The 17,844-nt window shown below is 54.6% G+C and carries 16 protein-coding genes and 2 pseudogenes; 16 read left to right on the top strand and 2 right to left on the bottom strand.

Annotated elements, in window-relative coordinates; genetic code table 11:
- The first annotated feature begins 374 nt into the window (after positions 1-374).
- From ACFQE9_RS02730 to ACFQE9_RS02700, 7 genes are all read left to right on the top strand, one after another.
- Entirely contained in the window at positions 375-1,187 is an 813-nt protein-coding gene (locus tag ACFQE9_RS02730; RefSeq protein WP_379739912.1) for an IclR family transcriptional regulator, read from the top strand.
- Positions 1,188-1,482: 295 nt separating this feature from the next.
- The gene (locus ACFQE9_RS02725) at positions 1,483-2,610 is read left to right on the top strand and encodes an ABC transporter ATP-binding protein (RefSeq protein WP_379739909.1); all 1,128 of its coding nucleotides are present in this window, start codon (positions 1,483-1,485) and stop codon (positions 2,608-2,610) included.
- A 149-nt stretch (positions 2,611-2,759) separates the two neighbouring features.
- Complete coding sequence (locus ACFQE9_RS02720) at positions 2,760-4,124, top strand: ABC transporter substrate-binding protein (RefSeq protein ID WP_379739906.1); 1,365 nt, start codon at positions 2,760-2,762, stop codon at positions 4,122-4,124.
- A 25-nt stretch (positions 4,125-4,149) separates the two neighbouring features.
- Positions 4,150-5,067 carry a carbohydrate ABC transporter permease gene (locus ACFQE9_RS02715; RefSeq protein ID WP_379739903.1) on the top strand — a complete coding sequence of 306 codons (918 nt, stop codon included), beginning with the start codon at positions 4,150-4,152 and terminating at the stop codon, positions 5,065-5,067.
- On the top strand, positions 5,067-5,939 hold the full coding sequence (locus ACFQE9_RS02710; RefSeq protein WP_379739900.1) for a carbohydrate ABC transporter permease: 873 nt from the start codon (positions 5,067-5,069) through the stop codon (positions 5,937-5,939). Before ACFQE9_RS02715 ends, ACFQE9_RS02710 begins: the two co-directional genes overlap by 1 nt.
- A gap of 96 nt (positions 5,940-6,035) precedes the next feature.
- Positions 6,036-7,127, top strand: coding sequence for a M24 family metallopeptidase (locus ACFQE9_RS02705; RefSeq protein WP_379739897.1), 1,092 nt, complete (start codon positions 6,036-6,038; stop codon positions 7,125-7,127).
- 73 nt (positions 7,128-7,200) lie between these two features.
- On the top strand, positions 7,201-7,815 hold the full coding sequence (locus tag ACFQE9_RS02700; protein WP_379739894.1) for an IS6 family transposase: 615 nt from the start codon (positions 7,201-7,203) through the stop codon (positions 7,813-7,815).
- Between the two features lie 252 nt (positions 7,816-8,067).
- Here the strand turns inward: ACFQE9_RS02700 and ACFQE9_RS02695 are convergent, their stop codons facing one another.
- Both ACFQE9_RS02695 and ACFQE9_RS02690 read right to left on the bottom strand, forming a co-directional pair.
- A complete protein-coding gene (locus ACFQE9_RS02695) occupies positions 8,068-8,358 on the bottom strand; it encodes a DUF3006 domain-containing protein (protein WP_379739891.1) in 291 nt (96 codons plus the stop codon).
- Complete coding sequence (locus tag ACFQE9_RS02690; protein ID WP_379739888.1) at positions 8,355-9,866, bottom strand: lamin tail domain-containing protein; 1,512 nt, start codon at positions 9,864-9,866, stop codon at positions 8,355-8,357. Before ACFQE9_RS02690 ends, ACFQE9_RS02695 begins: the two co-directional genes overlap by 4 nt.
- A gap of 180 nt (positions 9,867-10,046) precedes the next feature.
- Between ACFQE9_RS02690 and ACFQE9_RS02685 the strand changes: the two genes are divergently transcribed.
- From ACFQE9_RS02685 to ACFQE9_RS02655, 9 genes and pseudogenes are all read left to right on the top strand, one after another.
- Positions 10,047-10,478, top strand: coding sequence for an SWIM zinc finger family protein (locus ACFQE9_RS02685; protein WP_379739885.1), 432 nt, complete (start codon positions 10,047-10,049; stop codon positions 10,476-10,478).
- 82 nt (positions 10,479-10,560) lie between these two features.
- Positions 10,561-11,442, top strand: coding sequence for a biosurfactant protein 1 (locus tag ACFQE9_RS02680; RefSeq protein WP_464384444.1), 882 nt, complete (start codon positions 10,561-10,563; stop codon positions 11,440-11,442).
- Positions 11,443-11,906: 464 nt separating this feature from the next.
- Entirely contained in the window at positions 11,907-12,851 is a 945-nt protein-coding gene (locus tag ACFQE9_RS02675) for an ImmA/IrrE family metallo-endopeptidase (RefSeq protein WP_379739962.1), read from the top strand.
- Positions 12,852-12,954: 103 nt separating this feature from the next.
- Positions 12,955-13,050, top strand: a pseudogene (locus ACFQE9_RS15225) (DUF8069 family protein); the annotation flags it as partial.
- A pseudogene (locus tag ACFQE9_RS15220) lies at positions 13,050-13,175 on the top strand (DUF7558 family protein); the annotation flags it as partial. The pseudogenes ACFQE9_RS15225 and ACFQE9_RS15220, both read left to right, overlap by 1 nt.
- A gap of 332 nt (positions 13,176-13,507) precedes the next feature.
- Positions 13,508-14,677, top strand: a complete 1,170-nt coding sequence (locus ACFQE9_RS02670; protein WP_379739879.1) for an FRG domain-containing protein — start codon at positions 13,508-13,510, stop codon at positions 14,675-14,677.
- 451 nt (positions 14,678-15,128) lie between these two features.
- A complete protein-coding gene (locus tag ACFQE9_RS02665) occupies positions 15,129-15,497 on the top strand; it encodes a hypothetical protein (RefSeq protein ID WP_379739876.1) in 369 nt (122 codons plus the stop codon).
- Entirely contained in the window at positions 15,494-16,063 is a 570-nt protein-coding gene (locus ACFQE9_RS02660) for a hypothetical protein (protein ID WP_379739873.1), read from the top strand. The genes ACFQE9_RS02665 and ACFQE9_RS02660 overlap by 4 nt, the downstream gene beginning before the upstream one ends.
- A gap of 602 nt (positions 16,064-16,665) precedes the next feature.
- On the top strand, positions 16,666-17,526 hold the full coding sequence (locus tag ACFQE9_RS02655) for a DNA-binding protein (protein ID WP_379739870.1): 861 nt from the start codon (positions 16,666-16,668) through the stop codon (positions 17,524-17,526).
- Positions 17,527-17,844 lie beyond the last annotated feature (318 nt).

The following is a 17,844-nucleotide window of genomic DNA, read 5'->3' as shown; positions in this document are numbered from 1 at the left end:
TTGGTCACACAACATCCGTATCGGGGTTATAGTCAGTAGGCGGCTGAGAAGGATACCTACTATAACGACCGAAACGTCGGTCATCTGTGTCAATACTTCCGATGAGAGATCTTCGATAAGACTTCACTCAACGATAGTCAGCTACACTCGAGACGTTATCCTCGTCTCATGTCAATCTGAATCTATTTTGTGTTTCCTGGCCAGAGAAAGCGCTGTCCACGATTCTCGGTGTTTACGGACCGATAGTATCGTCGACCGATCTCGCTAGTATTCTCCGACGTACATCCCCATTCTTCTCAGCTTTTGGATTGATATTCTCTCCGTGTTTGTTATCAACAAAAGGATTATGCCTTTGGAAAGACGACAAGTGGGGTATGAGCACCGAGAACGAGGGACCACGTACGATCAAATCAGTTGAAACTGCGTTCGACGTATTAGAGGTGATACATACACACGGCCAAATTGGAGTCACCGAGATCGCCAATGCACTAGACATTTCCAAGAGTGCGGCTCATCACCACGTGACGACATTAGCACAGCGGAACTTTTTAGCTAAAATTGACGGTCAGTATCGGCTCGGAGTCCGCTTTCTGACCTATGGCGGACGCGCGCGCAAGTGCGAAGATGTCTTTGAGATGGGACGGGCAGACGTGGATGAACTGGCTCACAAGACCGGCGAGACGGTTCGTTTGATCGTCGAGAATTCCGGCTATGGCCTCACGCTGTACCAGTCGCTCGGAGAGAATGTGACGGAGCCACACACGCATATGGGAATGATGGAGTACCTGCATAGTACCGCCGCTGGAAAGGCATTCCTAGCGGCCCTCCCGCAGGCGGAAGCCGAGGCCATTATTGATGAACGGGGCCTAGAACGGTTAACTACCAACACGATCACGTCCCCGGACGAACTCTACAAGGAACTAGAACGTATCCGATCTCGTGGTATCTCGTTCGATAACGAGGAACAATTTGAGGGGGTACGCTGTATCGCAACCACTCTGATCGGAGAATCCGACGATCTCCTCGGCGCAGTCAGTATCTCCGCGCCTACTGAGCGTATGAGCCATCATCGGTTTAGATCTGAGCTACCGAGACAATTACAGAGTGTTACTGAAGAAATTAATCGTGTCGAGGAGTATCGGTTCCGCCATGAACTACCGTGTATTTCCCGGACGCTATCACAGTGAGGGATATATCGACTGAGACGGAACTTTAGACCACATATTTCGAAAGCGGGTGTTTTCCGCGTCACAGACGAGATCAGCGATGCGGTTGATCATTTCCATCATGTACTAGAGATGGCGTGCTGCAACGACCTTAACGAGTCAATGGATGTTTTGTCTGGAATTATGAACATGGTGTACCGAGATACCTATACTGTTCACATTTACTGTGATAGTACGGTATACTAAGATTGAGACCTCTCCTTCTGACGGGTAAATAACTTATTTATATGGGGAATGTATACTGACAAGAGAACCCATGGCACATCTTGATGTGATCGATCTTTCCAAGGAGTTTCAGGGGGAAGATGGTCCGATCGTGGCAGTTGAGGAGATGAACTTGTCGATTGAAAAAGGAGAATTCATTGTACTCGTAGGGCCGTCTGGCTGCGGGAAATCAACTACCCTCCGATGCCTTGCAGGACTAGAGTCTCCCACCGAAGGCGACATCCAACTAAATGATAGATCGGTCGTCGATAGTCCCCCGATGGACAGGGATATGGCGATGGTATTCCAGAATTATGCGCTGTATCCTCACATGACTGCCCGTGAGAACATGTCCTTTGGACTGAAGATGACAACCGAGCTCTCCGATGAGGCAATCGATCAGAAGGTCATTGAGGTAGCCGAGATGATGGGGATTAAAGATCTACTTGGAAAAAAACCAAGCGATATTTCGGGAGGACAGCAACAACGTGTCGCACTAGGACGGGCAATCGTTCGCGAACCCGAGGTATTCCTGATGGATGAACCACTCAGTAATCTTGATGCGAAACTTCGGACGGAAATGCGTACTGAACTCCAAAATCTACAGCAAACTCTGGACGTTACTACAATTTATGTCACTCACGATCAGACCGAAGCGATGACGATGAGCGACCGTATCGTCATCCTCAATAAAGGAAAAGTACAGCAGGTTGGGACACCCCTAGAGTGCTACCATGAGCCCACAAATCGATTTGTTGCTGGATTTATAGGGTCACCTAGTATGAATTTTTTCAACGTGAAATTGGATGGTCGGACGCTCGTACATCCGGAGTTCAAATACCAGATCTCAGACTCACTATTCACGGAGTTACAAGAAGGGAATGAATTTACGCTCGGAATTCGTCCGGAGGACATTAAACTCACCTCACAATCAACGGAAAACTCCATTCCGATCTCAGTTAACGTGATCGAGCCGATGGGGGATATTTCGTATATCTATTTTGATATCGGAGATAATCACGTCACAGCTAGTGTCTCCGGTGAAATACAGATACAGGAGAACACGGAAGTGAATATTCTATTTCCTGAGGAGCAACTACACCTCTTCGATGCTCAAACTGGCAAGGCGGTTTATAATCGTAGGCAGTCTCCCGGCGACGAGGTCCCTCTCACCAGTTGATTCCCTATAGAACGTTTCCTTCCACTTCCACAAGTTCTTGATAAACGAATCTGGGGGATGAACCAGATAGCATCATACATTAGATATATTAATCATGTGTTCGAATCTAACAAGTGAATTTATATACACCCGGGATAATTGGTGATTACATGCCATACGATACCGATCGGCGTGATTATCTTCGATTAGCAGGTACAGGATTAGCAGCGGCTTTCGCTGGTTGTGCCGGTGGTGGTGGCAACGGCGATGATAGTACTCCTAGCGACGGTACTGAAACAGGTAATGGTAGTACACCCGAAGGTGGAACAACCCTCACATACTGGAGTGCATTCTTTGATGACGAAATACTGGACCCGTGGAACGAATGGTACGTTCAGACGGTTGAAGAGGAACTGAACGTTTCGATAGACCTAGTCCCCTTCCAGTATCAAGATTTACGACAAAATTATCTTACCGGTGCACGGACCGGAACTCCTGATTTGATCGAGGGGGTTCTCTCCCACGTCAGTGACTATACTAAGGCTGACCTGCTGGAACCACTTGACGAATCTGTTCAGAATAAGGATAATTACGATGGATTTATTGACTCCTCCATAGATGCCCTTCGCTATCAGGACCAACTCTATGGACTACCGTTGGATGGGAACGGTCGCGGGCTTCTGTATCGGAAGGACATCCTTGAAGAGTATGGTTTCGAACCACCAGAGACGGCACAGGAGCTCCACGAGATCGGTCGAGAGATCAATCAAGGAGAGGAGGACATGGCCGGATACAAGAATGTTACCGCAGCCGGTGACATTCGTGGATTTCAGGAATGGATCTCACACGTCTATCAACATGCCGATGCTCTCTATGAAGTTGACGGCGACTCGTGGACAGTCGTCCCAAGTGCGGATACTCTGGGGCAGATCTTCGATAACTGGTACTATCAGATATGGGCCGTTGATAATCCGGTCGCGGATCCGAACAGTATCGGGACGGGGTACGAACAACTGGACTCAGCGTATGCACGAGGTAATTTCGCAATGTGTCCAAATGGGCCATGGGTGCGGTCATCGCAGGCTGATGCAGGCCCGAACTCCGAGACGATCCTCAACGAACATACGGCAGTAACACATCTTCCACACGCAGAAGGTGCTGAGAGAGGAACATATCTCGAAGTTGAATGGGCAGGACTCAATAGCCATTCGGAGCATATGGATACAGCGTGGGAGGCCCTGGATATCTACACGAGTACGGAATCATTCCAACTATTTGCCGAGAACGATCCTGGGAACTGGGTAACGCCGATTCACGAGGACATAGAAAGCACCATGGACGACGAAGACTGGTTACCCTTCACCGAGATCATCGAGACCGGGACAGCTCTCGCGTTCGTCAGTTGGGGCTCAACGAGGGAGGCACTCTACAACTCCATGCAGCGCGTCGCTTACGGTGAGTCCGATCCCTATAACGAAGCGGAGCAGTTCCACTCTACACTACAGGATATTGCACAGAACGAATTCGAAGTCTAGCCCCCACCGGAACTAACTATCTAATATGTCCATTGTAACAGGAAAACCTGAAGAGACCGGATACAAAGATCAGTTTTTGGAATTTCTTCGAGAGACGTGGTTGGGATACGCACTCGTCCTTCCAGCGACCGTACTGCTGGGAGTAATAATGGTCTATCCAACACTTGAGGCGATTTGGATGAGTTTCTACACCAAATCGTTTCTGAATCCCGAAGACGCGGTTTGGATCGGCCTCCAAAACTACAGCCAAATGTACGGCGACCCATTATTCTGGCAATCGCTACGAAATTCTGTTATCCTGACTTCCGTTGCCGTTTCACTTGAATATCTAGCAGGGCTGGGACTAGCACTCGTACTAAAACAGAAGGTGCCAGGAATCAAATTCTTCAGGAGCGTAACGATGGTTACGTGGGTTCTTCCCATTATCGTTACCGTTATAATATTTAATTTTCTAGTTCAATATCCGTTTGGAGTTGTTAACGTAATCTTCGAACAGTTTGGACTCCCAACCACCTACTGGTTTGGTCAACCGGGGACAGGATTCGGACTCATAATCTTCATGCATGTATGGCGAAATGCACCATTCTTCGCCATCGCCCTCATGGCAAGTATGCAAGCCATCCCAGAGAGTTACTATGAGGCTGCTAGTATCGACGGTGCTAGTACACTTCAGAAATTTCGATATATCACGCTCCCACACATCTCTTACACATCAATGATAATGATCGTGATTCACGTCATATTCACATTCAATAACTTCGATTTCGTTTATCTCTCCACTGGAGGTGGTCCATACCAAAGCACAGAGGTACTCCCAACGTACGTGTATAAGGAAGCATTCCAATCGTATGCGTTGGGATACGCGGCATCAGTAGGGACTGTTATGCTCGTGATCATGTTCGTATTTACCGTCGTCTACGTTAAACTGGAGACTAGCGAATAATGACCCTAGTAAACAAATTCGACAGATGGCTCGGAGATGAAGTCGGACCAAAACGCGGCGTGATCATCTACGCGGCGTTAGCTCTATATTACAGCATCCTACTGCTCCCAATTCTATACTTCGTGCTTTCAACGTTCAAGGGTTCCGAGGTAATCAGAAGTCAACAGCTGATCTTGATTCCTATCGAATCATTCACTTTGGAACATTGGATACAGGTGATCACTCGAGGGGAGTTCCGAACGTATTTCTTAAATTCCACTATCGTGGCGACCGGAACGACGATCCTCTCAGTAGGTGCAGGAACGTTCGCCAGTTATTCCATCAGTCGAATGGACTACCCGGGACGTAGGAGTCTAATTCTCGGCTATCTGGGAACGGAAATGCTTCCACGAGTCCTCATCCTGATACCGTTTTTCGTTATTATGTATAATTTAGATATTATTGACACATACGTTGGAATCATTATTGCACACACCGTTATCGCACTTCCCTTCGTCACGTGGCTATTGAAGGGCTATTTCGACGACATTCCAACGGCACTTGATGATGCAGCTAAAATGGATGGCTGTTCAGATATTCAGACGTTGTTCCACATCATCCTTCCACTCGCATTGCCGGGAATCGCCGTTTCCGCATTTTATACGTTTATCGTCTCTTGGAACGACTATCTGTTTGTCTCCATCATCTCACGTTCTCAAGGAACACGTACGCTTCCGTTCGCTCTACAGCTTTTTCAGTCACAGAATACCGTAGACTGGGGTGCAGTCCTTACGGCAGCAACGATCACAATGCTCCCCGTCGTTATACTGTTCGCGATTATCCAGAGCTATCTTGTTGAAGGTCTCACCAGCGGCGGCATGAAAGGATACTAAGCACACTAGCCTTTTGTGCTCTATTGCCGTCATATGATCACATCATTCCCAATCAGCTTTGAAGAGACAGGAGGATATCGATAAGAAAATAAATATATGATCGAACAGACTAAACTGGACCGGTTAGACTCGTATCTCGCGACGAATGACCTTGAAACAGTATGGTTCGCGACGCCGCCTATGTTCGCCTGGCTTACCGGCGGTAGTAATCTAATCGTACGTGAAGGCGCAACAGGTATCGCCGCCGCCGGCTACGACGGAGAGCACATCACAGTCATCACCACAAATATAGAGGGACAACGGCTTCTCAAAGAGGAGATCGACCACAATGTTCGTCTCGTTGAATACCCCTGGCATGAGCGGAGCTTAGAAGAGGCGGTTACGGAGAACACGGCCACACCTGCAGCTGCTGATTTCGAGTGTGGAAACTTGTCCCGGGTCGATCGATCAGTCTTGACTCAACCGCTAACCGACAGTGACGTCAAGCGATATCGAACGGTTTGTCGAGAGACGGCCGAAGCAGTTGAAGAAGTGGCTTTAGATGCCACGCCGACTGATACGGAAGTGGACCTAGCGGCCCAGCTCTCACACGCCCTCCATCAACGGAAGATCGAGTCGCCCGTTGTTCTCGTTGGCGGAGAAAAGCGCGTCCAGCAGTACCGCCACTTCACCCCAACGGACACCAAAGTCGGCGGGTACGCCGTCTTGACTGTCGTCGGTACTCGCTACGGGCTCAACGCTGCAGTCACACGGACGGTCGAGTTTGACGATGCACCTTACTGGCTCGAAGATCGATACGAAGATCTCAGTAGAGTAGCAGCAACCATGGCTGCTGCGACATGGCGAGAAGGTATCCATGGAGGCAGCGCCGGCGACGTGTTCGAAACGATCCAGGTCGCGTACGATAAACTCGGCTACAGAAACGAGTGGCAGAACCACCACCAAGGGGGCGCGCTCGGTTACGCGTCACGAGAGTGGATAGCAACTCCGGGCCACGATGCGCCCGTCGAACTACCGATGACATATGGTTGGAATCCGACCGTCAAGGGTGTCAAGACCGAGGACACCATCCTCGCAACCAAAGACGGTATCGAGGTGCTCTCCACTACCGGCGAATTCCCAACATTCACAGCCGAAGCGATCGGGATCGACACCGAACTAACGCTACCGGATATACTCAAGATGTAAGCTACACAACCCAACACAGTGGCAGTGTTCAGATAAGGATGAAGAGTGAGGCGGTGCGATCTTTGAGTGCTCTATGTTCGAAATCGCACGCCTCAACGGAGGTATCGATTGCATCGAGTTAGATTTTGTGGAGCGAGAGGGGACACCCGAGCCCGCGACGAAGCTCGGTATCCGACTCCATTTGGCAGAAATATCACTTTCGGATACCATTACTATTCTCGATAGGTTGGGTGTCGATCGCTGTCGCTCGACTGTTCACAACTGGGTACAGAAGGTCGATTTACAGCCGATTGATGGTGCCGATCCGGATCACGTCGCGGTTGACGAAACCGTGACCCAGCTGAATAACGAACGGTTCTGGCTGGATGCAGCGGTCGTTCCCGACACAAACCGCTTGCTGCACGTCCAGCTCTTTACGACGAGAAATTATGCGATTACTGAGATGTTTCTCGCCGAATTCCGCGAGGAACATCTCGTCGATTCTGCACCATGGCTGCAAGCAGCACTTCACCGACACGATCTTGATTACAGATACGAAATACACGGTGATCAGAACAGTGTCGAACGTATCTTCAGAGAACTAAAACAGCGAACCAACCAGTTCTCAAACTGTTTCAGCCACACCGAAGCAAGCATCGCCGAAAATTGGCTCCAACCGTTCGTCTTCGAATGGAATCAACTTATCTGAACACAACCGGTGGCTCATGAGTCATATGACCTTCCACAGAGAACGGAGACTTCACGTTCTGCATCTCGCACGGTACTCTTGACAGATCGTGGGTGATTCGACGGATAGTGCGATCCGCGATTCACCTAGACTGAGTGATTGGAGTGTAGAACCATATCAACTGATGAGGCTTTCAACAAAGCCTCCTATCTGTGCTTTAACCAACACACAGTCCCGAACCCCGCGGGTGTTGGTTAAACCCGAAATTGCCCTTTAGTCCGACTCGTCCTCCCTCGATGGAGGTCGCTCAGAGAGATCGTCGAACCGGCGTTGTGCACGCGTCGATCGCGCCGCCGTTTCGTCGGGTTCGTACGTGATGTCGTTTACCGTTCCATCGGCGATCGTGACAGTCACTACGGCGTCGACGTGCGTTCCGCCCTCTGGCAGCTGCGTTTTCGGAAGGAGCAGCTCGTCCACGGTGTCCCCGTCCTGTTCGAGTAGCAGAACCGCTGTATCGTCCTCAAACCGATCGACGACCGCGATGTACGTTCCGTCTTCAATCATTCGTATACCTCCTCGAGGACGACGTCGCCCTCCTCGTCCCGCACAATTACTGTATCTCCACCGTTGTTCCATACGGCCCTGTCACGTCCCCAGTACAACTGATCGTCCGAATCCGTCCCACTCCCAGTGTGTAGGGTCACGTCGGCATCCGCCTCGAGTGAGTATCCATCCGCGAACGTGTAGGTGTAGCCTGCATCGTCGCTCACTGTCCAACCACCCAGATCGATCGTCTGGTCGCCAGTGTTCTCGAACACGATGTACTCGTCATTCAGATTTTCGTGGTCGTTGCCCTCGGCATCCTCGTGTATCTCGACGATCGACAAGCCATGGTCTGGATCCGCACTTGGAGTTGTGGTAGATTCGTCCGTCGACGTCGGTGTTCGAGTTTCAGGAGTCGACGATCCACTATCTGGGAGTGCTGTCGCCGTCCCGGTTGCAGTAATAACGGTTCGAGTTTCCAGTTCGGCGTCGGCTCCAGGGTCGATCGCAGCCCCGTCGCGAAGGTCACTCGCAGTTGTTGGTCCCTCCTGCTGGGTCGAGACCGTGATCGCCGATCCGTTACTCACCAGCCGGACGTTCCCATGGGTTCCAGTCCAGTAGGTACGGATGGACCGTTGGTCGAGCCGCTGGAGGACTTCCTCGTGTGGGTGGCCATATTGGGAGTCGTATGCGCTAGAGATAACGGTGACACGTGGAGACGTCGTGTCGAGAAACTCCGCACTCGAGCTCGACTGACTCCCGTGATGGCCGGCGCTCAACACGGTCGCATTCAGCGACGATCCATACTCGTTAACGAGGTACTCCTCGCTTTCGGACTCTCCATCTCCCGGAAGCAGGAAACTCGATTGCCCGAAGTCCAACTTGATGACGATGCTGTTCTCGTTTCGATCGTCATTCGCAATGTATCCCTCCGGCGGTGCGAGCACCTGTGCATCGACGTTGTCGATCAGGATCTGATCGCCGGCACGGATTTCATACAGCGTGACGTCGTGTTCCTCGATGGCGTCCAAATACCGATCGTACGTCTGTGAACTGGACGTGATTCCCGGATCGTATACCGCACCGATTCCATCTGCTTGTGTCTCGTAGTATTCGATGATCGCTGCGTGACCACCAATGTGGTCGGCATCGGCATGGGTCGTCACGAGATGGTCGATTCGATCGACGTCATGCCGTTCAAGATACGCGAGAACGTCCTCGCCGTCATCCGACCAATCCCCGGAATCGATGAGGATCGTCTCTCCGGTTGGACCGACGATCAGTGTGCTTGACCCCTGCCCGACATTGATGAAGTGGACAGCTAGCGTTCCGTTCGGGCTTGCTGGTGTCGTTCCGTTCGACTCATTCGGCTCATCTGGCGACGATGGCGGTGGAGTGGGCTCAGTGGTGGTTTGAGTGCCCTCGGTAGGTTGGTCAGGCGTTGGTGTTGCATCACTGACGATGCCTCCACAGCCAGCCAGGAAGACGAGGACGACGATCGCAAAGATGCTGAAGCGGCGGCGATCCATCTTACGGCACGTGAAGCAGTACACCCGGATAGATGTACCGGCGACCGGATTGTCGTACTATCCACAACGTGCGTTTGTCTACTGATGGAAGCCGGAACGATAATCCCCAAATCGATCGCCGCCACAGAATTTTTTCGCGCCTGAAGGGTGCGGCGCGCTGAATCACGTCGCATTCACCACATGACTCGTACACCTCTCGAGGAACTCGACCCATCGAACCGTATCCTGAAACGTGCCCAGTATGAGGCGTTCGTGTTCTCGCTCCTCGACGGCGATGTCCTAGTTCGCAACGAGAGCCACGCAAACCCGTCCGAGCACGAGTACCGAGTCACGGTCGTCGACGGCATCCCGACTCATTGTGAGTGTCCCGCGGACACCATGTACGACGGACCCTGCAAGCATCGGGTCGCCATTGCGATTCGCCCGTGCATCCTCGACGTCGCGATGCAGATGGGACTTGTCGCCGACGGTGGAGTCGTAACCCATCGGAGCTATTTCCGTTCCGATCGCATCGACGAGACAAAAGCCCATCAGTGTGACTGTGAGGACGTCGACAACGACTTTCCTTGTTGGGAGTGCTTCCGAACCTGTCAGAAGGAACTCCCGGAGTAGGACCCTCCATCACACGAGTCACCGGCTTGTACTCGCTGACGAACGTTTATATACGGAAACGAAGGGATCCCTGTTCGAACCAATGACTCACCGACACTCAGACTACGAGGATCTCCGTCCCCTCGGGGAGGCCAGCCAGGTACCCGACCATCAACTCGATCGACTCACCGATGCCGATCGACGGTATGGAGACGAGATGGACGATCCATACGGGTATCCCGACCCTGCGAGCGATACTCGAAGTAAATGCCGATCCTGTGGAATACCGATTCCACCGAGACAGAAGAAGTGTCGTCTCTGTCTCACAGAACACCTCGAGGAGGATGCAGCGGACACGGAGACGCCGTCGACGACGTGGAGCCTCGTCGGCGTTGTCCACATGCTCGTAGAGTCCAGATCGTTTCTCGGCGCCATCGCGAAGGGCGGGGCAGCGGCCAGTCTGCTCGCCTCGAACCACGCTGAACCAACCGTCGACGACTGCACGCTCATCTACGATCTCCGCGAAGACCTCTCACCCCAACTCACCAGACGCTGGCCCAGCCTGCCGCCGGCGGCTCCCGTTTCGACATCCGGCGGACAAGAACTCCTCGAGATGGCGCAATTCCGGAGTCGCTCGTTCGAACAGTCAGAGGCGATCGACGGTCGGGCACTCGAGACGCATCTCTACGACGAAACCGGCAGCGGTATGCGTACAGAGCAGTCTGTAATCGATCTACTGCGTGACGTCGACGACGATGTGTGGCTCGTCCCAGTCCTGGCTCTCGAGAGGGATCGCGAATCCACGGACTCAGCCAATTCGTACATCGATATCCCAACACGCGAATTTCTCGAGTGTCGAGGCTGTGAGAAGACAACCGAGCATAGGGTAGACATGAATGAAACGTCAGTTGTAACGGAGTGGGATGGTCCTCCGATCTGGACGTGCCAAGTCTGTAGATCGGTCCGTTACGGACCGCAAGCGTGAATCAGTCTTTATCTTAATCTAGATTCTACTATTGAACACCCTGACGGGCGGTCGTCGCGTTGTTTGCCCTCTCTACGGACGGTATCGCAGCAGTGACGGCTCTACGGATGCACCCACGGAATCGCCACTGCTGACCAACACGACGGTCGATATCGTCGATCCGGCCGACCGTCTGCGCACGAACGACGTCGACGACCCACAGAAGATCGCGGTGGAGAATGAAACGGTCCGCGAACAAGTGTCCGAGTTCGAGTCAGCCCACGTTACGGTATAGGCTCCTCAGACGAGGGATCATGAAGTATCGGTGTGCATATCGAAATCGGACGATGTGCTCAAGCATACAGCATGTGCTCACGTCTCTGACTCCTCGAAGAGATAATCCGGGAGCGCGGCGACGGAGAATTTTTTGTGCGCCTGATGGGCGCGGCGCTCCTCGAGATGACGAGAAGCGTCGTGGTGTTCCAATGGCTACAACTAGTGATTCGTCAGTTTCGTTCGACGAGACTGACACCCGAAAGAGCGAGATGCACAGCACGATCGAATCATGGATCGACGACCTCGTCGCCGGCATCGACGACGCGCAGGCTAGCGAGGAGTTCCAAGAGTGGCTCGACGTCCAGAGTCGGTTTCACGACTACTCCTACCGGAACACGCTCCTCATCAAACAGCAGTGTCCCGAGGCAACTCGAGTAGCGGGATATCGATCGTGGCAAGAAGAGTTCGATCGGCACGTCCAGGAAGGCGAACAGGCGATCTGGATCTGGGCACCGATCATCGCGAAACAATGTCCCGAATGTGGGAACGCACCAAGTTACCACGCAAACATCGAGTGTGACTACGATGAGACGCCAGCCGACGAATGGTCGAAAGGTCTCGTCGGGTTCCGGCCTGCGTCCGTATTTGACGTCTCTCAGACGGAGGGCGAGCCACTTCCAACGTTGGAAACGGCCGCGACAGGCGACGCCGACGACCTCGTTCCAGCGCTACTCGACGCCGCTACAGAACTGGGCGTCACCGTACGAATTGTTCCTGAAACGGAGTGGTCTCACGGTGATGCGAAAGGCGTCTGTGAGAAAATGTCTCTCTACGACGCGCAGCCGCTCGTCGAGGTTCTCGATCGACCGAATCAGACGGGTGTTGCAGGGACGTTGATTCACGAGTACGCCCACGCCCTACTCCACTTCGACGTCGACGACGACACCGAGCGATCGAAACGAGAGATCGAGGCCGAAGCCGTCGCGTACGTCGTCGGGCGGTACTGTGGACTCGACACCAGTGGGTCGGCGTTCTACCTGGCTGCGTGGGAGTCGGACGATCCCGAGATCGTTCGTGAACGGCTTGGACGGATCAGCCGGACGGCAGAAGAGATCATAGAGTACCTTCCCCAGAAGCAACTTATTGAGTCGTAGCGGGAGCCGGCCCATCCGAATCATCTTGCTTTGTGGAGATGATAGACGAGGAATGGCTCACGTCGGGCGGAGTCAAGCCTAGTGAAGTGCCTCCTACTGGTGGGAGTCCAGCGGCGTCGCGTTCGATTCGACGACGCAGCTGGCCATCTTCCACCGTGGCTGGACGGCCGCACGCGACGCCGGCGAGGAGAACGAGTGATGCAGCAAACGCTCACTGGCTGTGCCTTCTGCGACGCCCCGCCCGGTACCGTGACTGGCGAGGCGCACACCGGGGGACAGGACGAATGGGTCACCCATTCGATCTGTATCGGCCATACCATTCAGTAGTGGATCTATCACGACCACCCGGACTCACTCTGACTTCTAACACTACCGGACAGGGTCATCTCTCATTCTAGGCCGGTATCCGTTACTTAATTGAGACTACTCTTCGAACAGACGTGAATATGGACAAGAATTCATTGCTCTCCCCATCAATCTCACAAAGGGAATGTCACACCAAATGGGAGTGGCGATATTACATCTATCGGGTTCACGAGCGTCGCTGGGATCGAATATACGATCATACTGAGCGATGGGCGCTCCACGAGATCATTACGAAGCCGAAGCCCGGGAAAAAGCGAATTGGCCTTACTGAATCGGGTGCATTAGATAATGTGAGTGACAAGGACGTTCAGCGGGCCGTCGAGATTAACGAGTTGATTTCGGAGGGTATCCGGTACGATAGGCCGAATGTCTTCGAGGATGCCTATCACGCGGGGCTATCCATCGCAACTTCACATCACAAGTCCGAAGATATCAACGACTACTATCGGGGCGAACGGCTGGATGGCCGAGCACTGCGTCCGTCTCTCTACCACGGAGTCGATTATCTTGATCCCGAACCATCGGATAGAGAACTGATCGAGGAACGACTCCACACTCTTCGACGATTTATCGATCGCCTCAAAGAGAATCATGACCTCCCATCCGAGACTTATACGGATGCAGACTTGGTCGCAATCGCCCAGCATTACCGGTGGGAGCTCTCTGATGACGCCCCGGACGTCAGGACCTGGCTCCTCGATGTGACGTCAAATCCGTTTACAGCCCTCCTGTTCGGGACATATTCTGAGAAAAAGTCGTGCGGGGAGACAGGAGTCGTCTACCACTTCAATCTCGACTGGCTTGACCAGGAGCTTTCGAGTGACGCTGGGTTTCGACCGGTCGTCCCAGCTGGAATTCCACGTACCGTCCGCCAAGAAGGCACTTTCCTAGAGATGCATCCTGAGTTCCTGAATCAATTTGTTGGGGATCGAATTCGGTTTAAACAGCACCCTTGCCTCGTGTTCGAGGATCCGTATTTGGGGATAACGGCAAGCCGGGTGTTCCCTGAACAGGATCGGATTCGACAAAGCCTCGAGACAGAGCGATTAGGGCCTTCAATTCGCATTTCAGATATCAAGGATCTGGAGTTCGAAGCGGTAGACGAACCACCCATGTCGGATGTAGTACCTCCGTTTGACCTCTTTCTGGATCCAGCGTCTACATACGAGCGTCTCGTCGAGCAAATTTATGCTGATACGAGGCGTGATCCTTCCGAACTGGATGAGGCAGCAAAAGATGGGCTCCACTACATTGGGCGCTTTCATGGATTTCTCCAGCGAGAATTCCCGGAAGAGCGGGCTACGTTGGCGACTAGCATTAATAGGCTCCAAGATGCTGTCGGGGCATTTGACCCAGGACAAGAGGACTCTGTCGAGTCAGCTCTGAGAGAGGGTTATGAAAATAAACTCGGTGATCACGTCGATTTTACCGCTCTGATCGAAACATTCGAGAAGAGATAGATACCGGAGACCGATACCGTTGTACAAGCCCTTCTCGAAGAACCAGTCGCCTCGATTCGTCCACCGATTACGTTGATGTGAACCCATCTGATCGACAGGTGCAAAGCAATCATCCTCATCGATACCTACCTCGACTGGCACGACGACGACGGCTTCGAGACGGCGCTAACTTACGTGATTGCTCGCGAATTCGGCCAAGGTGTCCCCCGCTGACGGCCGAAGATTTAGTATCCCGGCGCTGACCGAGGAATTCGGTTCACAGAAACACAAACCCGTGTTTTTCTGTCTCTCCGAAGTTGAAGAGGGCGGCGTGCTGGCCGGCGAGCTAGACAACGAGCACTGAAGAAATTCTCAAGTGCCACTGCTTGCCCTTTCCAGTCTGATCTATCTGTGCAATCTTTGCACATGAGTCGAAACGGTTATCAATGTATGTGTGGAACTTGCACATAGAATGAGCGCAAGCGACGATCCACGACGGGTCCATTTTCAGTCGCCGGAGTATCTAGTCGACCGGCTGGATGCGATCGCGGAGCTCTTCGACACGGATCGAACGGATCTGCTCGTCGAGGCGATTCGCGAGTACATCGAAGAGACGGCCGACAGCGAGACGTTTCAGGAACTCGTCGCGACGAAGTACTACGACGGCCAGCTTGAGTTCGAGACGGTCAAGCAGTTGGTCGGCGCTGAGACTGCCCAGCGCCTCCGGCTTCTCAAAACGGATCTCGAGGACGAGCCACTCGATCTCGCTGCTCCCGACGACGTGGACGTCTACGATGGCGACGCGACGGCGGTCGAGACCGCAGCCGACGACGAGCGATGAGCGGCCGGCGACTGCGTACGGTCGTCGCCGACACTAGTGCGCTCGTCAGTCTCGCGGTTCCCCGCGCTGACGCGGCCGTCGACACTAACACTCCGGACCCTTTCCAGTATCTGCTCACGTCGTGTGACGTATTCGTACCACCAGAAGTGGTCGCGGAACTCGGTGACATCACGCAGTATCAAGACATCCACGCCGCGGCTGCGAACAACGTCCTCGCGGCCCGTAGCCACTACACGGTTGACGACCCCTACAAGCGTGAGGATACACCGGACTCCCGACCGACGTTCGGGCTCGACGACGGCGAAACCGACGGGATCGTCCTTGCGAACGCGCTCGGGGTCGATGGGTTTCTCACCGACGAGTTCGGCGGGACGAACTTCCCACTCATCCACGCCGTGCTGCAGGGGCCGCGGATCGTCCCGACGCCGCGGCTCATCGTCGAATACGCCCGGAACGGACATCTGAGCCCCGAAGAGGCGCGGACGCTGATCACGACGATTAGCCCGCATCGGAGCTGGGAGAATAGTCCCTACGTCACGCAATTGCTCCACCGTCTCGACGAGTAACCGGCCACCGAGTGGCGACGCCGAATACCCAGCGCCGGCGACGACACCCGAAAGCCCTCGGCCGCTCGACGTCCCGCGACCACCGCTGCGCTCCTCGTGCCTGCGGTGCTTGCGGGGTCGGGGGACGACCGAGGCGGCCTCGCCCTTTCTAAGTCCGCCAGGACGGTAGCTGGATCGCCGAGTGTCGCAGCCGGCTGGACAGGTGTGTACGTCACGGCCCGCCCCGCTCGCCGCTGCCGCCCTCCGCGTCGCTCGCGACCGACCATTCCGGGCGTGCGGCTCCCTCGCGTGCGCTCGGTCGCCGTTCCGGGCTAAAATGAATGTGCCCTCGACGCCAGCGGGAAAGCGCGGGGGGTTGCGCGGCGTGGCTGCTCACCCCCCACGCTTTCTCCGCTGGCCGCTTGCTCCGGGCGGGTCGGCGCGCGGTGCTGGTTGGGGTCGCCGCACTCGGGCGCGCTCTCGCTCGCGCCCGGTAGGGCGCTCGCGAAGGCGCGAGCGAGAGCGCGCAGTCGGTGCTATCGGACGTCGACGTCGTCGGAAAACCGCGATGTTAGGGGCATCGCGGTGGCGGCGCGCGAGCGCCTTCGGATCAGTGAGATCCAATGTCTAGTAACAACTCGAGTCGCAAGGTCGTTACGGTCGATGAACAGGCATTCGAACGAACCGAAGACGCCGGCGTCGACGAGGACGGCTTCGAGGTCGTCGACGACCAGCCGGAGTTCCGGGCGACGGTCCAGCAGGAAACGCAGGCGAAGGTGGATTCCAACCACCCCGACGGCATCGTCCAGGACTTCTCGCACCTGCCCCTCGCCCAGGAAGAGAAGATTCGCGCCCGGGAAGCCGAACTGGCCCACATCAGCGCCCAGGCGGAACTGGGCACCCAGGAGGGCCGGGCGAAGCGGACTCGCGAGGTCGTCACCGAACGGCGGCAGCGCAAGCGGGAGGAACGCACCCCCGAGCGGACGGATCCGCGCGAACGCCTCTCCCGGATGGAGCTGGCGAAAGTGAATCAGGAAGCAGACCGGATGGCACAGCGGCTTCGCACCGGTCACAGTCGGGCGGCCGTCTCGCGGGCGCTCGCAAAGCGGGTCGCCAAGGGGCAGGACATCACCAAAGCAGTGTTCGACACGATGGACGCACTCAAGGCCGCCCCCGGCGCCATCTGCCCGATCGAGGACGTCCCGGACGTGCCGACCGACGAGGTGAGCATTGAGGGAACCATCGAAACCCTCTGGGATCCCTCCGACCCAGCCATAGCCCAGGTCGGCTTGATAGCCGATGACACGGACAAAATCAAGTGGACGTCGTGGAAGGCCAGCGAGCCCGCCTTCGTCCAGGAAGGTGAACGGGTGCGGATGCGGCATCTCAAAAAGAACTGGTACCAAGGCCGGTGCTCTCTCGCAGTCACCTACGACAGTATGATCGTCTTCCCAGATCGCGACGACCGCTGGTGGGAAGAGTAGGGGCAACGCCCCCTTCTTTTTTGATGAGTGCCGGACCAGCCCAAGCCCCACCGCCCCACCCTCCGCTCCCGGCCTCCCTGCGGTCGGCCGGCAGCCACAACCGGGGTCACAGCTTTCAGGAGTGGTACACCGAGAGGCAAGGCCGCTGTCGCGACGGAGTCCGTTTATTTGTCCCCTGAAGGGGCGGAGGGCACACCAGACCGTGTCCCCGAGCACCAATGTCCGAAGGACGTACTCTCACGGCCCGAGAGCGGCTTCGCATTCACCTCCGCGAAGCCCGCCGCAGGAACCGACTCCCCGATCGTGGAATCACAGTTA

The organism is Halopenitus salinus (assembly GCF_042662125.1).
Classification (GTDB): Archaea; Halobacteriota; Halobacteria; order Halobacteriales; family Haloferacaceae; genus Halopenitus; species Halopenitus salinus.
The sequence above is the reverse complement of the archived record's forward strand: the minus strand, read 5'-3'. Positions and strand labels throughout refer to the sequence as shown.

Excerpts from the sequence above, each read along its gene's own strand:
- ACFQE9_RS02700 (WP_379739894.1), top strand. The coding sequence starts at position 7,201 with ATGTTCGAAATCGCACGCCTCAACGGAGGTATCGATTGCATCGAGTTA.
- ACFQE9_RS02685 (WP_379739885.1), top strand. The coding sequence starts at position 10,047 with ATGACTCGTACACCTCTCGAGGAACTCGACCCATCGAACCGTATCCTG.
- ACFQE9_RS02680 (WP_464384444.1), top strand. The coding sequence starts at position 10,561 with ATGACTCACCGACACTCAGACTACGAGGATCTCCGTCCCCTCGGGGAG.
- ACFQE9_RS02710 (WP_379739900.1), top strand. The coding sequence starts at position 5,067 with ATGACCCTAGTAAACAAATTCGACAGATGGCTCGGAGATGAAGTCGGA.
- ACFQE9_RS02695 (WP_379739891.1), bottom strand. The coding sequence starts at position 8,358 with ATGATTGAAGACGGAACGTACATCGCGGTCGTCGATCGGTTTGAGGAC.
- ACFQE9_RS02665 (WP_379739876.1), top strand. The coding sequence starts at position 15,129 with ATGAGCGCAAGCGACGATCCACGACGGGTCCATTTTCAGTCGCCGGAG.
- ACFQE9_RS02660 (WP_379739873.1), top strand. The coding sequence starts at position 15,494 with ATGAGCGGCCGGCGACTGCGTACGGTCGTCGCCGACACTAGTGCGCTC.
- ACFQE9_RS02720 (WP_379739906.1), top strand. The coding sequence starts at position 2,760 with ATGCCATACGATACCGATCGGCGTGATTATCTTCGATTAGCAGGTACA.
- ACFQE9_RS02675 (WP_379739962.1), top strand. The coding sequence starts at position 11,907 with ATGGCTACAACTAGTGATTCGTCAGTTTCGTTCGACGAGACTGACACC.
- ACFQE9_RS02730 (WP_379739912.1), top strand. The coding sequence starts at position 375 with ATGAGCACCGAGAACGAGGGACCACGTACGATCAAATCAGTTGAAACT.
- ACFQE9_RS02705 (WP_379739897.1), top strand. The coding sequence starts at position 6,036 with ATGATCGAACAGACTAAACTGGACCGGTTAGACTCGTATCTCGCGACG.
- ACFQE9_RS02725 (WP_379739909.1), top strand. The coding sequence starts at position 1,483 with ATGGCACATCTTGATGTGATCGATCTTTCCAAGGAGTTTCAGGGGGAA.
- ACFQE9_RS02715 (WP_379739903.1), top strand. The coding sequence starts at position 4,150 with ATGTCCATTGTAACAGGAAAACCTGAAGAGACCGGATACAAAGATCAG.
- ACFQE9_RS02655 (WP_379739870.1), top strand. The coding sequence starts at position 16,666 with ATGTCTAGTAACAACTCGAGTCGCAAGGTCGTTACGGTCGATGAACAG.
- ACFQE9_RS02690 (WP_379739888.1), bottom strand. The coding sequence starts at position 9,866 with ATGGATCGCCGCCGCTTCAGCATCTTTGCGATCGTCGTCCTCGTCTTC.